Below are 14,403 nucleotides of genomic sequence, written 5' to 3' on the forward strand. Positions count from 1 at the left end.
CAGCACTCCGCACCCAGGACACCGGCGTGAAGCACCTGATACGGCACGGAAGGCGACGGAGCGTCATACGACGCGCCAGGCGACGGCTCGTCCAGGACCGTCAGGAACACGCACGGACCGCGTCAGGGAAACGTCATGGCCTGCCCCCGGGCGGCGCCCGCCTGCTTGGGTCGGGCCATGGGACGCCGCGAGGACGCGAGCGGTGCGGCCGGTGCCCGAGCGCTGCCGCCCGCCAGGACGCCGCACTACGCACACCGGACGAAGGAGCTGCGGAGTGCCGCTCGGCAAGCGATCGCGCTCCTCCTCGCGCTGCTGCTCATCGACAGGGCCGCGGAAAGCCTCACCTCCGGCCGGACGGTCCTGTGGAGCGGGCTCGCCCTCCTGCTGTTCGCGGTGCTGTACCCGCCACGGGTGACCGCGGCCCCCGGGCGGCTGGTCTGCCGTGGGCTGGTGCGCGCGCGGGCCGTGCGCACCGATCTCCTGGTGTCCGTGCACGTCCCCGAAGGCCTCACCCGCCGCCTCGTGCTGCGGGACTCCCTCGGTGGCCGGGTCGAGATCGATCCGGAGGTTCTCATCGCCGATCCCAGGCTCTGGTACCGGCTGGCCGAGGACGCCAGGCTCTCCGCGGACCGCGGGTCACTGATCCGCGGCGGGCCGGCCCTGCGTCGGCTGGGCGCCCGCATCGACCGGGAGACGGCGCGGGCGGTGTTCGCACTCTCCGGCTTGGAGGAGGCGACGGGGCCTCGGCCGCAGGACGAGCGCCCAGGGCTGGACCGTTGACGCCTGATCACCAACTGACAGGAAACAGAAGGCAATTGTTCACCATGCGAGGGAACATGACCCCTGCGGCGGATCCCCTGGTCAGCGACCGGACCGCCGCACGCGCGTCGCCGACGCGACGCGAAGACCGTGGGGAGAGGAACACGTGAAGCTCCGAAGAACCTTAGGCGTCCTGCTGGGTGCCGCCCTGTCCGTCGTCACACTGGTGGCACCTGCCGGGGCGCAGACCGCCCCGACCGGTACATCGGCCACCTACCAGATCAACGCACGACACAACGGCAGCCTGGTCGACGGCGCCGTGGGGGCGCCGCCGCTCAGCCGGAAGTGGTCACGCGATCTGGGCGGTGACGTCTCCTACCCCGTGGTGGCCGGCGGGCGGGTGTTCGTCACCGTCTCCTCCACCGACGGGTACGGGACCGTGCTCCACGCCCTCGACGCGGCGACGGGCGAGGACACCTGGGCCCCTGTCGACCTCGGCGGCACGTACTGGTGGTCGGCGCTCGCCTACGGAGGCGGCAGGCTCTACGCCCAGACCTACGACGGCGAGCTCACCGCCTTCGACCCGGTCACCGGGAAGAAGATTTGGAGCATCTCCCTCCCGGGGCAGTACTCCTTCACCTCGCCGCCCACGTTCTCCGGCGGCATGGTGTACACGGGCGGAGCGGGCTCCGGAGGGACCCTGTACGCGGTGAAGGCCTCGGACGGTTCGGTGGTCTGGACCCAGGACGTCGCGAACGGGGACAACAGCTCCCCGGCCGTCGACGCCAACGGGGTCTACGTCTCCTACGCCTGCGAGCAGACCTACGCCTTCGCGCCCGCGACGGGCGCTCCGGTCTGGCACCACGACACGGAGTGCTCGGGCGGCGGAGGCCGCACCCCCGTACTCGCCGACGGCAGGCTCTGGGTGCGCGACGACGCGGGCATGACCCCCTCGGTCCTCGACGCGGCGACCGGGACGGTCCGCGGCACGTACGACGCCGCCGGCTGGTCACCCGCCCCGGCCTTCGACGGCCGCCAGGGCTACTTCGTCGACGAGGGCGTCCTCACGGAGCGGCACAGCCGCACCCTGGAGACGCGATGGAAGTTCGAGGGTGACGGCGAGATCAGCACCGCGCCGATCGTCGTCAACGGCTACGTCTACGTCGGTTCCCGAACCGGGCAGCTGTGGGCGCTCAACGGCGCCACCGGGCAGCCCGTCTGGTCCACGGACGTCGGCGCGCCGATCAACGAGCCCGACGAGCACAACGTCTCTCAGCCGCTGACCGGCCTGGGCGCGGGCGGCGGTCTCGTGATCGTTCCCGCCGACGACCTCGTGGTCGCCTACGGGCAGTGAGCAAGGGGGTGGCCGCCACCTCCGGCGGCCACCCCGGCTCGGGGGCGGGACCTTGGGGCCGGACCGGACCAGCGCGGTCGAAGGCGGGTGCGGGACCGCTGGTCCGGCAGGACGGCCGGGACTCATCGAACGTCCGGCGAAATCCGGTGGGCCGACCGCCTCCGCTGCGGCAGGATCCGGGCTCATGACCCTCGTGCTCCCGCCCCGTCTCACCGCCTCCGCCCGGACTCTCCGCGACACGGCCGAGCGACGGGGGCTGCCCGTCGTGCAGTTGACGGACCAAACAGTTCCGGCGGAGCTGTCCGCCGGCTGCCCCCGCACGCCGGTCCATCTGCACGCGGGTCCTTCGTTCGCCGACGCCGTCGCCCCCGCGCTGGGCATCGCGCCGCTCGAAGCCCCCGCCGACTGGCTGGCCGGGCTGCCCGACGCGTTCGTCCGCCGGGAGATACGCGCCGTGCCGATCCGCGAGGCGTACGCGCTGCGCCGCCCGGCCTTCGTCAAGTCGCCCAACGACAAGAGCATTCCGGCCCTGGTCTACACGGACGGGTCACGGCTGCCCGGCCCCGACGCGGTCGACCCGGAGACCGTGGTGCTGGTGAGCGATGTCGTGACCCTGGAAGCGGAGTACCGCCTGTATGCGCTCGACGGGCGGGTGCACACCGGCAGCCGGTACGCCGACTCCGGGCGGCCGGCCCTGGCCCCGCTGTCCGCCTCCGCCGAGGCGTTCGGCGCGGATCTGCTGGCGGCCGCCGGGCACTCCCTGCCCTCCGCGATCGTCGTGGACGTCGGCCTCGACGACGCGGGCCGTTGGATGGTCGTCGAGGCCAACGCCGCCTGGGCCAGTGGCTGTTACAAGTCGGATCCGGAGCGCGCGCTCGATGTGGTGCTCAGGGCCGCAGGTCCCGCCGCCCTCCTCACCGAGCGGGACGCCGCGTTCGTGCGCTGACGGGCGCCACACCCGGGAAAGCACCATGGCCGCGCGCCGGGAGGCGTCCGGGACCGCCGTCCGACCGGACGCCGGTCAGCGGCAGGACGCCTTCAGCTGCGCCGCGGCGTGGTGCGCGCCCACGAGGGCCGTGTCGCCCCAGTCCCGCCCCCGGTCGACGAGTTGCACGGCGAAGGTGTCCCCCTTGACGGGATAGGTCCCCGCGTCGACGGCGGAACCGCGGTGCTCGGGCTGCCGTACCGCGAACCCGGTGTAGGCCGAGTCCGGGTTGTGCGGGTCGGAGAGCACCCGGTAGACCGTCGGGTCGCCCGCCACGTCCCTGTCCCGGACGCTGCTGGGCACGAAGACCGTCAGCGCGCACTCCCCGAACCCGTCTCCGAGGTGCCAGGACCAGACCGCGCTGCTCCCCCGGTCCCTGCCCGGGCTTCCCGACATGGGGACGGCGCTGAACCTGCCGTCGCAGGAAGCCCCGTCGAATCCGCCCGGCTCGACGGTGTACCAGCCAGCGTCACCGTTCTCGAAGCGCCCGTGCTCCGTGTACGTCCCGGTCCCGCAACCGGGCCCGGCCCACTGTGCGAAGCGGAAGCGGCCCGCCCCCGTCGCGGGTCCCGCCGGTGGGCCGGGCTCCCCCGTCGCGGGAACGGCTGACGGGCCGGGCTCCCCGGCCCCGATCCTGGTCGGTGCACCGCCGCCCGCCGGTACGGGGAGGGCGCCGGACCCTCGCCCGGCCTCCGGCCCCGTATCCCCTGGCCCCGCCGACGCCAGGAACACCGCCGTCGCCAGGCCGCCGACGGCCAGCACCGCGCCTGCCGACGCCCGTGCCCTGCGCCGCGAGGGGAGTCCGGAGATCCTGCCCGCCGGCGTCCCCCCGGCGGTCCGGAGCGCGCCGCCGCGAGGCGAGCGGTCCACGGAACCGCATCCGGGACAGGCCATGCCCGGCAGCGGGCCGGCGTGTTCGCCGCCGCAATGTTGGCACCTCATGGCAGCACACCCTGCCAGTGCCGCCCGCCCTGAGGGAGGGTTCGCGCACTATTGGCGCAGTTCCTCGGGACACGGCGTCCCCGGCCGCAGCTGGTACGGGGCCGCGAGGCGGTAGACGCCCGGGCGCGGGGCCAGCAGCTCGGTCCACTCGTCGCCGTCGCCGTCCTCCTCCACCTTGATCAGGCAGCCGTGGACGTTGGTGAAGTCCTTCGGGGCGTCGCTGTCCTGCGCGGAACGCTTCTTGGACTCCTCGGTCTCCTGCGGCCGCTCCACCCCCTGGCCCTCGGCGTCGACGACGGCCAGCCAGCGGCTGTACGGGATCCGGATGAGGACCCGTCCCGCCGACTGCACGCGGATCGTCAGCTCGTCGTCCTCCGCCCGCTCGACCGTCGCGGGCGGATCGGCGAGCGGCGCCGGGTCCAGGACCCGGAAGAGCTTCCAGTTCGCGTCGCTCCAGACGGCCTTCAGATAGGGCTGCCCCTTCTCGACGAGCGCCGCCTCCTGCTCGCCGCCGGGGTCGGGCCTCCCGGTCGGCAGCACCACGTAGTGGACGGCCCAGCGGTCCAGCCACGCGCGGTAGTTCACCGCGTCGAGGGTGTCGTCGTAGAAGAGGGGGTTGCGCTTCATGTCGGCCTGCCGGTTCCAGCCGCGGGCCAGGTTGACGTACGTGTCCAGCGCCGAGGCCTCCCGGTGGCTGCTGGGCGGCACCACCTCGACCCGGCCCTTCTCCGCGTCGACCTTCTGGAGCTGGTTGACCAGCGGGGCGAGCTCACGGTTCCACGAGGCGGTGGGGGCGGTACGGACGATGTCGTCAACCCCCTTGAAACCGATCCAGAAGTTCAGCCCCGCGAAGACGACGAGCAGCGCGTACCAGTGGAGCGTGCGCCGCTTCGTGTAGGGAAGCGCGGCGAGCAGGACGACGCCGGCGAACAGCATCGCCATGCGCGACACGTTCGAGCCGATCTGCGAGTCGACCACATAGGTCAGCAGCGTCCCGACGCCGTAGACCGCGGCGGCGGTACGGACCGTGTGCCAGTCCCGGGGCACCAGGAAGAAGACGAAGACGGAGTACAGGAACGGCAGCGAGAGGGTCCCGAGCGCCATCGGCTGTGTGCCCGAGAACGGGAACAGCCACGCGGAGAGCACGACCACCGCGACGGGGGGCAGACCGACCGCGTACGCCCCCGGACGCCGTTTGTTGAGGAAGAGAGCCGCGGCGACGACCCCGAGGAAGAGCCCCGCGACCGGGCTGCCCGCCGTCGCCAGCGCGGCGAGCGGCGCGGCGACGACGGCCTTGGCCCACCGCTTGTACCGCCAGCGGTGGGGCCAGCAGAAGACCGCGGCGACGGCACCGAGCGCGAACATCATGCCGAGCCCGAAGGTCACCCTGCCGGACAGGGCGTTGCAGAGGTACGCGAAGACCCCCGCGAACGCGCACGCCAGGGGGTTACGGACGGCGGGGACCCGCACCAGGATCAGGGCGGTGAGCGCCGAGGACACGGTGCCGGCGATCATCATCGTCGTACGGACGCCGAGCAGCGACATCAGGTAGGGCGACACCACGCTGTACGACACGGGGTGCATGCCCCCGTACCAGGCGAGGTTGTACGCGGTTCCGGGGTGGCGGCCGACGAACTCGGACCAGGCGTCCTGGGCCGCGATGTCGCCCCCGCTGTTCGCGAAGAAGAAGAACCAGATCAGGTGGACGGTGGCCGCGACCGCGGCGGTCAGCAGGACGGGGTGGCGCGCGACGCGCTCCCGCAGCGTCGGCCGGTCGGCGCCCTCGCCGCCGCCGGGGCCGGCCTGGGCCGGGATCCGGACGGTCAGCTCCGCGGCGGGCTTCACGAACGGGCTCTCGTTCGCCCGCGTCGGCTCAGCGGTGGTCACTACGACCCTCCCCAGTCCTTGCCCGGACCTGCCGAACCGTCGGTGTACTGCACTGGCCGCCGTACGGGCCTCGTTCGTACCGGCCTCGTACGTACCGGGAAGGACGCGTCCCGGCGTCCGCCCGTTGCCCGGACGCTAGCACGCACCGTTTCAGCCGCGCCGGTCCATCGACGGACCGCTCCCGGGCCGGGACGGGCCGTCGCAATTCATCCGGCGTGGCGGGACAGGGCCCGGGACCCGCTGGCCCCTTCCCGGTCATGGCCGGGAAGGGGCCAGCGTTCGCGGAGGGCCGGTCAGGTGATGCGGGTCAGCTTGTCGCCGAAGCCCGGTTCCGTCATGGCGCTCTGCAGCGCCACGGGGACCGAGACCTTGCCGGTACCGCTGCCCACAGAGACCTCCCCCACGACGGTGCCCGCGTCGGCCTGGTGGGCCGGCACCTTGCCGCCGTCGGTCAGCTCCACGTCGACCTCGAGCCCGCCCCAGCCGACGGCCTTCAGGTCCTTCGTGGCGACGAGCGGGGTCTGTCCGCCGAAGCCGTTGTCGACGTACCCGACGACCTGGCCCTTCTTGACGACGGCCGCGGAGTCGACGCCCCGCTGGGCGGCCTGGATCAGCTTGAGGCTGTTCTGGATCGCCCGGTCCAGCTTCGCGTACAGCGTGCCGTCGGTGTCGGCGCCCATCACCGCGCCGATGATCCGGCGGGACTTGCCGTCGACGACCGTGTCGGCCGTCCAGAGCAGGTTGCCTCCGGCGGGGGTCGACGAGCCGGTCTTGATACCGCTGACACCGTCCTCGAGGAGGATCGTGTTGTTGTTGTAGATCTTGCCGACGCCGGGGATGTCGGCCTGCGGCATGTTCACGATCTCGCGGAAGATGTCGTTCTGCATGACCGCCTTGCCAAGGCTGATCTGGTCGGCGGGCGTCGACATGGTGGACGACTTCAGACCGCTCGGATCGGTGTAGGTCGACTTGGTCATCCCGAGGTCGTCCGCGGCCTTGTTCATCTTGTCGACGAAGGCCTCCTCCGAGCCGGCGTCCCAGCGGGCCAGCAGACGCGCCACGTTGTTCCCGGAGGGGATCATCAGCATCTGGAGCATCTGGCGCTCCGTGTAGGTGTCGCCCTCCTGGATGCGGGCCATCGACTCGTCGGTGTTGCCCGACTCGTCGGCCGCCTGCTTGTCGACCTGGATCTTCTCGCCGGTCTGGTCACCGGTGATCGGGTGTTCCCGGAGGATCACGTAGGCGGTCATGACCTTCGCCATGCTGGCGATCGGCGCGGACTTCTCCTTACCGTAGGCCCCGATCGTGCCGACGCCCTCGACCTCCACCGCGCCCTGTCCTTCGGCCGGCCAGGGCATCTCCAGCTCGTCCCCGCCGAAGGTGTACGTCGGCGAAGCGGACATCGTCAGTGTCGGGTCGGGGAGCGGGCGCACCGACTGTGCGATCGCGAAGATGATCAGGGCCAGCAGGACGAGCGGCGTCCAGATCTTGACGCGCCGGACCGCCGTACGGACCGGGGTCTCCGGGGGCGGCGGAGTGTTGGTGAGCTCGGCCAGCAGGTCGAGCGGGGGCTTGGGCGGCATGGGCTGCTGCCTGGTCCGCTCGGCCTCGGTGAGCCCCGCCCCGGCGTTCGAGCCGGCGGCGGGTCCCCCGCTCGTCACGTCGGGGGTGACGGTCGGCCCGACCACCGGCTCGGGTCGGACGTCGTCCGACCGCAGCGGCACGAACTTGCTGGTCCGCTCGGCGGGCGCCTCGGGAGCGGCGCCGGAGGGCTTGGCCCCCCAGGACGCGGGCTTCCGCGGTGCTTCCGTCTTCTCCGCCTCCGCGGTGGTCCTCGCCGGGAGCTTCAGCGCGGTCGTCGGATGGTCGATCTGATCGGCCCGCACCGCCTTGAAGACGGCGGTCGGATGATCGATTCCTCGCCCGTCCCCCACGGGCTCCGCGTCCTCGTCCTCCTCGGACCCGGCGTCCTCGGCGGACTCCGCCTCGGCTGCCTTGCCGGCCTGCGCGGACTTCTCCGCGTGCTCGGCCGGGGAGCTCTCCTCGCGGGTCTTCGGGACGCGGACAGCGCTCCCGGAGGCGGCGGCCGGAACGGCATCGTCAGCCGTGTCGGCGTCGGAGTCGGGGTCGGGAGCCGCGTCGGTGTCGGAGTCCGTGGCGGCTTCGGTGTCGGCGTCGGCGTCGGCGTCGGCAGCCGCGTCGGTGTCGGTGTCGACCGCGGAGGCGTCGTCGGCCGACGCGGCATCCTCGGCGACGTCTTCGGCGACGTCCTCGGCATCGGCGGCCGAATCCGCGACGGAGTCGGACGCCTCGGCCTCGGTGCGGTTCTCGTCCGCACCACCGGCGGGCCGGTCACCCTCGTCGCCGTCCTGGCCGGCGGCGTCCCGGCCCTCGCCGTCCGCCTCCGCGTCCGTGGTCTCTCCCTCGGGTCCGGTGGCCACCCACGCCGCGACGACGTCCCGGAGCCGGGCGTCGGTGGGCGTCGGCTCCGCCCCGGAACCCTGCTCGGGCGCGGCCTCGGAGTCGGTCCCGTCGCCGGATGCGCCGCCGTCCGCGTCCGAGCCGTACCCGGCGTCCGGGCCGGCTTCGTCCTCGGAACGGTCGTCGGCGTCGGACGCGGCGGGCTCGTCGGACGCGGCGGGTTCGGCGGGTTCCGCGTCGGACGCCTCGGCGTCGGCGACGTCCGCAACCGGTTCCGCTTCGGGTTCCGGATCCACGGTGGCGCCGTCCGCCTCGGCGGCGTCCTCGCCCTCGGGCGCCTGAGGCGCCCCCGCAGCCGCTCCGGCGGCGTCCCGCGGCTCCGTGGCGCCCTCCGCCTCTCCGGAGGCCTCAGAAGCGCTCTCAGGGCTCTCGGAGGCGCTCTCGCGCTCCGCGTCGCCCTCCGGCGCGTCGGAGGAACCGGAGTCCGGCAGGCGGAAGACGGCCGTCTCCGTGTCTGTCACGGCGCCGGTGGTCCCGCCCTCGGTCTTCCCGCCCGCCCCGGCCGTCGGTTCACGGAACACGGCGAAACGCGGATCGCGTTCCTCAGCCGTCCCCGACGACTTCCGCTGCTCCGACTTGTCGGGGGACTCGCCCGCCACCGATTACCTCCTTGATGCGCCACGGGGCCATGCCCGCACTGTCCGAACCATCTACCAGTGTCCTGTGTGAACCGTTGGCCGAACCGCAAGACGAGAACGACATACCTAACGGTTCCCTCACAAAGCACCCAGGCACCCTCGACAGACCAATGTGAGAGGGGTCACCCTGTCATTCATCCACGCGGGGAGGCATGGATGGGCAGGAGCCGCAGAACAATTCCGGAGGAGCTTCTGCTGCTCGCTCTGGACCCGACAACGGGTACCACAGCGCAGCCGCAGTCGCTCGACCTCGGCCTGGCCGGGGCACAGCTAGTGGAGCTGGCTCTGGCAGGACGGATAGCCCCTGACGGGGATCGTATCGCCGTGGTGATGCCACGGCCGACAGGAGATCCGACTCTGGACTCCGCACTGGAACTGCTGCGCCGTCGTGGCAGTCCGGTTCGGGCGGTCCACTGGATCGGCGGGCCCCGACTGGGACTTCGCCAGATCTATCTCGCTCATCTGGAGCGGTGCGGCATGGTTCATGCCGTGGCGGGCCAGATGTGCGGAGTGCTGCCGACGACTCGCTACCAGGCGACGGACACGGCGGTCAGCCGGGACATCAGGTCCCGGCTGGACAGTGCGATCCGCACCGGCGTACCGCCGGACCCGCGGACCGCGGCGCTCGCCGCACTGGCCCACGCGGTCGGTCTCGGCAAGCACCTGTACCCCGGGAACGAGGGGCGTTCATCGCGCTCCCGGCTCCGGGACCTGATCAGACACGACCCGATGGGCGGTCTCGTCGCGCACGCCGTGATGGACGTCCAGAACGGTGTGGCCGTCCAGCCACGCCGTGGTCAGCAGGCGGCCGGCGTGCCGTTGCAGCCGCAAGCGCAAGCGCGGCGCGGCAGCATGGCGCACACCTCCGTCCACTGACAGCACGACCGCGCGGACACCTGCGCGGAGAACCGAACACCGCCGCACCGTCGTCCCCATGACCCGGTTCGGGAGCCGCACCAGGCGCGGGGCAGCCGGATCCACCGGCTGCCCCGCGCTTTTTCGCGTGCGTACCGGGTGACGTGGATGCGTGTGGCGATTTCCCAGCGAACCCGGGTGGCCGGGTGGCAATCTGCTGAGCAGTAGATACACACAGCTACAACTGCCGCATATCCGGAGGTGCCGTTCCCGTGCCGACCAACGTCAATCCCACCGTCAGGCGACGCCGGTTGGGCCAGGAATTGCGCCGCCTCCGCGAGATCAAGGGCATGACGGCCGAGGAGGTGGCGGAGCGCCTGCTCGTGTCGCAGTCGAAGATCAGCCGCCTGGAGAACGGCCGGCGCTCCATCAGCCAGCGCGACGTACGCGACCTCTGCGGGGTGTACGAGGTCGAGGACCACCGCGTCGTGGACTCCCTGATGCAGATGGCCAAGGACTCGCGCCAGCAGGGCTGGTGGCACGCCTTCGGCGACATCCCGTACAGCGTTTACATCGGGCTGGAGACCGACGCGGCGTCCCTCCGCGTGTACGAATCCCTGATCGTTCCGGGACTGCTCCAGACGCGCGAGTACGCGCAAGCGGTGATCGAGGGCATGTGGCCCGAGGCCACGCCCAGCGAGATCGACAAGCGCATCCAGATCCGGCTCAAGCGTCAGGACCGGCTCACCGACCCGGTCAACCCGCTCCGCTTCTGGGCGGTGATCGACGAGGCGCTGCTGCGCCGCATCGTCGGCAGCCCTCAGACGATGCACGCCCAGTTGATGCACCTCGCCGAGCTGAGCGAGCTCCCGCACGTGACTCTCCAGGTGCTCCCCTACGACGTGGGCGCGCATCCCGGCATGTACGGAAAGTTCGCCATCCTCGAGTTCCACGAGGCGATGGATGCCAGCGTCGTGTACCTCGAAGGGGTCACGAGCGATCTGTACCTGGAGAAGGCCAACGACGTCCAGAGCTACGCCGTCATGTACGAGCACCTCCGGGCCAAGGCGTTGAGCGCGGAGCAGTCGCGGGACTTCATCGTCGCGGCCGCCGAAAGCTGTGGCGCATAAGTAATTAATCGCCACCCAGCAAAGGGAAGAGCGAAATATAGACCTCCGTCACCCCACCCCGGAAGACCCACCCTTAGCGATTCACCCAAAGGGGTGAACGGCGCTCTCCTTCGAAGATTCCGCAGCGTAGCGTCACCCGTGGAGTCGCTGACTCGCAGCGACCGCAAACCGGGGCCCAACGGCCGACGCAATCATCGGAGGCATGCTGATGGAGCATGGAAAGCTCACAGAATGGACCAAGTCATCCTATTCCGCCGTTAATGGGGATTGCGTCGAGGTCAAGGCTGTCGCCGGGGTGTACGGCTCCGTGGCGGTACGTGATTCCAAGGACCCCGGCACCGGCGTTCTCGACTTCACCTCCGGCACCTGGTCGGCATTCCTGCAGGACGTCAGCCGGGCCTCCCAGCACTGAGGCCGGAGGAAGGGCCGGCTGACGCCCACGAGGCAGCATCCAGCCACACCCTCTCGACTGGTTCGCCGTCCTGGCCGAGAGGGTCGCCGCTCATTCAGGAGTCGTCAGCAGACTCCGGGTTTGCACCGTTACCGGATTGTCCGCGCCCAGCACGCGCTCACAGACCGCCAGATTCAGTCGCGCGAGCTCCTGCGCCTCGGCCGCCCGACCGAAGGCCGCCAGCGAGGCGGCGAGCCCGGCCCGATTGGCGAGCAGGTACGGATGCTCGGGGCCGAGCGTTCGCTCCTGTCCGCCCACGGCGCGCCTGGCCAGGGAGATCGATTCCTCCAACGCTCCGCGCTCTGCCAGGATCCAGCTCAGGAGAATCGTCGCCGAGAGCGTCTGCGCATGCTCGGGGCCGTGCAGACGCTCACGTTCGGCCAGAGCCTTCCGGGCGACAGGCTCCGCCTCCTCGTACCTGCCGAAACGGTGCAGCCCGAAGGCAAAATTGTGCCGCCCGGTGACCGTCGGCAAGGAATCACAGCCGAGCAATTCCTCACAGGCAGTCACTGTTTCGGGCGCGACGCGATCGAATTCCTCTGCCATCCCGGCGACAGCCAGGTACTCGATGAGTAGCGACCGGATCATAAGAGTGTCCGGGTGATTCTCGCCCAGAGTTGCGCACCGTACTTCCTGGGCCTTTCTCAGCACTTCGATGCATTCCTCCGTCCGACCCAGCTGACTGAGTGGCTCATGCACGGAGAGGAAGCTCTCCAACGTGTCGCGATCCTCCTCGCCAAATACCCTCTTCCGCCCGTCCAGGACCCTGCGGTGCATGGCTTCGGATTCTTCGTACTTTCCCACCCTGAAAAGGGCCAGGGCCGTGTGATGACCGGCGTCGAGGGTAAGCGGATGATCCACGCCGAGATGCGTCTCGGCCACCTGCAGGGCACCTTGGGAGAGGTGCAGGGACGCCTGATAATCACTGTCGTGGAAGATGTGCCTGGCCAGTGAGTTCGCCAGTCCGACCACAGTGGCGCCGGCATCAGGCCCCGTCACCAGCCCCAGCAGCTTCGTCGTGTGCGGGATCAGCGTGCGGATGTGGCTTCCCGATGCCTCACCGCCCGGCTGCTCGGGGATCGCGGAATCGAGCAGCCTCGCCGCTACCTTGATCAGCGGCTGCAACTGGTCACCGGGAATGGCGGCCCGGACGCTGTCGAGCAGAATCCCGTGCGTCTTGAGACACCGCACGACGACGCCCCTGTCCTCTGCGTCGACCATCGAGATCATGGAATGGTCGAGAAGCCCTCGGAGCGCAGCCTCCACCCTCTCTCCCGGAAGCGGCGGCTCCAAGGACCCCAGATCAACTGCACCCGTCGACAGAGGCCGCAACAGGGAGAGGGGAACCGGGTCGCTGCTCCAGCAGGCGAGCAGACGGAGCAGCGACTCGCATTCGGGAATCCCGTCGTCGGCGAGGGCATTCAGGGAGATCTCCCAGGTGCGCCCCACGAGTTGCCGGGCATTACCCTCCGGACTTCCTGACTCCGCCCCCCTGTCGATCAGTTCGGTGGGGTTCTCGTCGAGGTGCCGCCGATATTCGGTCATGGACCAGTTCTCCAGAAGCTGTCGAGACAGAAAGGATCCGGCCAAAGACAGTGCGAGAGGGAGGCATTCGAGTCTCCGGGCGAGGGTTTCCGCCTCGAGCGGCGTGCCGGTTCCCGGAGCGAGGTCGTGCAGCACCAGTGCGGCTTCCTTCACGGGCAGCACACCGACCTGGTGGAGTTCGGCTCCGCTCCACACACGTGCGCCTCCCACGCGCGTGGTCACGACGACAGTTCCTTGCGGACTGGATCTGAGCCACGCGCCTTCTTCGAGGAAGACGGGATCGTCCGCGTTGTCGAGAACCAGAAACCAAGGCTGCGCCGAGTGGTTCAGGTAGTGCCATACGAGATCGGCCGATGCGCGCCGGCCGTCGTGAGCGGCGACAAGTTCGGCGGTCTCCGCGCCCCGGTCGGCGGCCACGGCAAGCATGCCTGCGCGGAGAGTGGCACGCTCGGAGGCATTTACCCACAGGCCTATGCGGCCACCCTGGCCGGTCACCTCGTTGAAGAGACTCTGCGCCACGGTGGTCTTGCCGCAGCCACCCATTCCGTGGAGCACGTGGACTCCACCGCTCTCGCTTCCCACCGCGTCACGCAGCCTGCCCATCAACTCGACACGGTCCCTGAGGATCCTCGGAGCCCTCGCCACGAGCGGAGTCCGTACGGAGTCCGGCGCCGCCAGGGCGGACCCGGGGCCCGTCTGCCTGCGCAGCACCGTTCGCCGCAGAGCAGGGCCGAAGAGGGAGGAACTCGCGTCCGGAGCCTCGTGGTAGTGGTTCTCGGTGACGTACTGGTCGCCGGTCGCCTGGTAGACGCGGCCCTGCCCCGAGGCCCTGCCATGCACCGGGTACTCGTCCCCGGGCAGCGTCCCGCTCACCGTTCGGTGATGTGCTGGTCGCGCCCGGCCTGGTAGACGCGACCGCTCCCGGACGCCTCGGCACGCAGGTGCACGCCTTGGGGCGCGTCCTTCGCCCCGGGATCCAGCTCCGACAGCAATGCGCGCAAGTCCTCTGCGATGTCCGGACGTTCGACGAGCAGACGCCTCATCCTGCCCGTCCAAGCGTCGCGGAGCTCTCCCTCGGTCAGTTCGTCACCGGTGTCCCGGGCCGAGAGCAGGTCGTCGCGGGCCGCGTCCAGTTCCCCCTGAACGCCTTCGGCACGCGAAGGATCGGTCCGCCGGAAGAGCGAGACAAGACCGTCCCGTGTCCTCTCCCATGCGTCGGTGGCCATCAGAGTTACCACCGAAGCCCCTGCGGTCCGTGCCAGCTCGATCAACTGTGCGTCCATACACGCCCCCTGTCCGTCGGCGCCGGTGCGGCACCTGAAGAGGGCATCCACACTATGTGTGATGGATCGCCACTGTCAGGCGCAATGAACGCC

The 14,403-nt window shown here is 70.6% G+C and carries 11 protein-coding genes; 6 read left to right on the forward strand and 5 right to left on the reverse strand.

The window, feature by feature from the left end:
* Positions 1–177: 177 nt before the first annotated feature.
* The 3 genes from ACGFNN_RS27885 to ACGFNN_RS27895 all read left to right on the forward strand — a co-directional run bounded on the left by ACGFNN_RS27885 (position 178) and on the right by ACGFNN_RS27895 (position 3,059).
* On the forward strand, positions 178–780 hold the full coding sequence (locus ACGFNN_RS27885; RefSeq protein WP_393559929.1) for a hypothetical protein: 603 nt from the start codon (positions 178–180) through the stop codon (positions 778–780).
* Between the two features lie 145 nt (positions 781–925).
* The gene (locus ACGFNN_RS27890; RefSeq protein WP_393559931.1) at positions 926–2,113 is read left to right on the forward strand and encodes a PQQ-binding-like beta-propeller repeat protein; all 1,188 of its coding nucleotides are present in this window, start codon (positions 926–928) and stop codon (positions 2,111–2,113) included.
* A 184-nt stretch (positions 2,114–2,297) separates the two neighbouring features.
* Positions 2,298–3,059, forward strand: coding sequence for an ATP-grasp domain-containing protein (locus tag ACGFNN_RS27895; protein ID WP_393559933.1), 762 nt, complete (start codon positions 2,298–2,300; stop codon positions 3,057–3,059).
* A gap of 75 nt (positions 3,060–3,134) precedes the next feature.
* Here ACGFNN_RS27895 and ACGFNN_RS27900 read toward each other — a convergent pair whose 3' ends face one another.
* The 3 genes from ACGFNN_RS27900 to ACGFNN_RS27910 all read right to left on the reverse strand — a co-directional run bounded on the left by ACGFNN_RS27900 (position 3,135) and on the right by ACGFNN_RS27910 (position 9,007).
* A complete protein-coding gene (locus tag ACGFNN_RS27900; protein ID WP_393560126.1) occupies positions 3,135–3,992 on the reverse strand; it encodes an adhesin in 858 nt (285 codons plus the stop codon).
* Between the two features lie 96 nt (positions 3,993–4,088).
* Positions 4,089–5,927 carry an MFS transporter gene (locus tag ACGFNN_RS27905; RefSeq protein ID WP_362540196.1) on the reverse strand — a complete coding sequence of 613 codons (1,839 nt, stop codon included), beginning with the start codon at positions 5,925–5,927 and terminating at the stop codon, positions 4,089–4,091.
* A 293-nt stretch (positions 5,928–6,220) separates the two neighbouring features.
* Positions 6,221–9,007 carry a D-alanyl-D-alanine carboxypeptidase gene (locus tag ACGFNN_RS27910; RefSeq protein WP_393559935.1) on the reverse strand — a complete coding sequence of 929 codons (2,787 nt, stop codon included), beginning with the start codon at positions 9,005–9,007 and terminating at the stop codon, positions 6,221–6,223.
* A gap of 195 nt (positions 9,008–9,202) precedes the next feature.
* Between ACGFNN_RS27910 and ACGFNN_RS27915 the strand changes: the two genes are divergently transcribed.
* The 3 genes from ACGFNN_RS27915 to ACGFNN_RS27925 all read left to right on the forward strand — a co-directional run bounded on the left by ACGFNN_RS27915 (position 9,203) and on the right by ACGFNN_RS27925 (position 11,443).
* The gene (locus ACGFNN_RS27915) at positions 9,203–9,922 is read left to right on the forward strand and encodes a GPP34 family phosphoprotein (RefSeq protein WP_362540190.1); all 720 of its coding nucleotides are present in this window, start codon (positions 9,203–9,205) and stop codon (positions 9,920–9,922) included.
* A 251-nt stretch (positions 9,923–10,173) separates the two neighbouring features.
* Positions 10,174–11,031 carry a helix-turn-helix domain-containing protein gene (locus tag ACGFNN_RS27920; RefSeq protein WP_393559937.1) on the forward strand — a complete coding sequence of 286 codons (858 nt, stop codon included), beginning with the start codon at positions 10,174–10,176 and terminating at the stop codon, positions 11,029–11,031.
* 202 nt (positions 11,032–11,233) lie between these two features.
* A complete protein-coding gene (locus ACGFNN_RS27925) occupies positions 11,234–11,443 on the forward strand; it encodes a DUF397 domain-containing protein (protein WP_393559939.1) in 210 nt (69 codons plus the stop codon).
* Between the two features lie 90 nt (positions 11,444–11,533).
* Here ACGFNN_RS27925 and ACGFNN_RS27930 read toward each other — a convergent pair whose 3' ends face one another.
* Positions 11,534–13,900 (reverse strand): tetratricopeptide repeat protein, encoded by a 2,367-nt coding sequence (locus tag ACGFNN_RS27930; protein WP_393559941.1) that lies wholly within the window; start codon positions 13,898–13,900, stop codon positions 11,534–11,536.
* The gene (locus ACGFNN_RS27935) at positions 13,897–14,310 is read right to left on the reverse strand and encodes a hypothetical protein (protein WP_393559943.1); all 414 of its coding nucleotides are present in this window, start codon (positions 14,308–14,310) and stop codon (positions 13,897–13,899) included. The genes ACGFNN_RS27930 and ACGFNN_RS27935 overlap by 4 nt, the downstream gene beginning before the upstream one ends.
* Positions 14,311–14,403: the final 93 nt, after the last annotated feature.

The sequence above is a fragment of the Streptomyces sp. NPDC048590 genome, from assembly GCF_043199535.1.
Lineage (GTDB): Bacteria > Actinomycetota > Actinomycetes > Streptomycetales > Streptomycetaceae > Streptomyces.

Bases quoted from the DNA above. Each gene is read 5' to 3' on its own strand.
- ACGFNN_RS27895 (WP_393559933.1), top strand. From the start codon at position 2,298: ATGACCCTCGTGCTCCCGCCCCGTCTCACCGCCTCCGCCCGGACTCTC.
- ACGFNN_RS27900 (WP_393560126.1), bottom strand. From the start codon at position 3,992: ATGGCCTGTCCCGGATGCGGTTCCGTGGACCGCTCGCCTCGCGGCGGC.
- ACGFNN_RS27925 (WP_393559939.1), top strand. From the start codon at position 11,234: ATGCTGATGGAGCATGGAAAGCTCACAGAATGGACCAAGTCATCCTAT.
- ACGFNN_RS27915 (WP_362540190.1), top strand. From the start codon at position 9,203: ATGGGCAGGAGCCGCAGAACAATTCCGGAGGAGCTTCTGCTGCTCGCT.
- ACGFNN_RS27885 (WP_393559929.1), top strand. From the start codon at position 178: ATGGGACGCCGCGAGGACGCGAGCGGTGCGGCCGGTGCCCGAGCGCTG.
- ACGFNN_RS27935 (WP_393559943.1), bottom strand. From the start codon at position 14,310: ATGGACGCACAGTTGATCGAGCTGGCACGGACCGCAGGGGCTTCGGTG.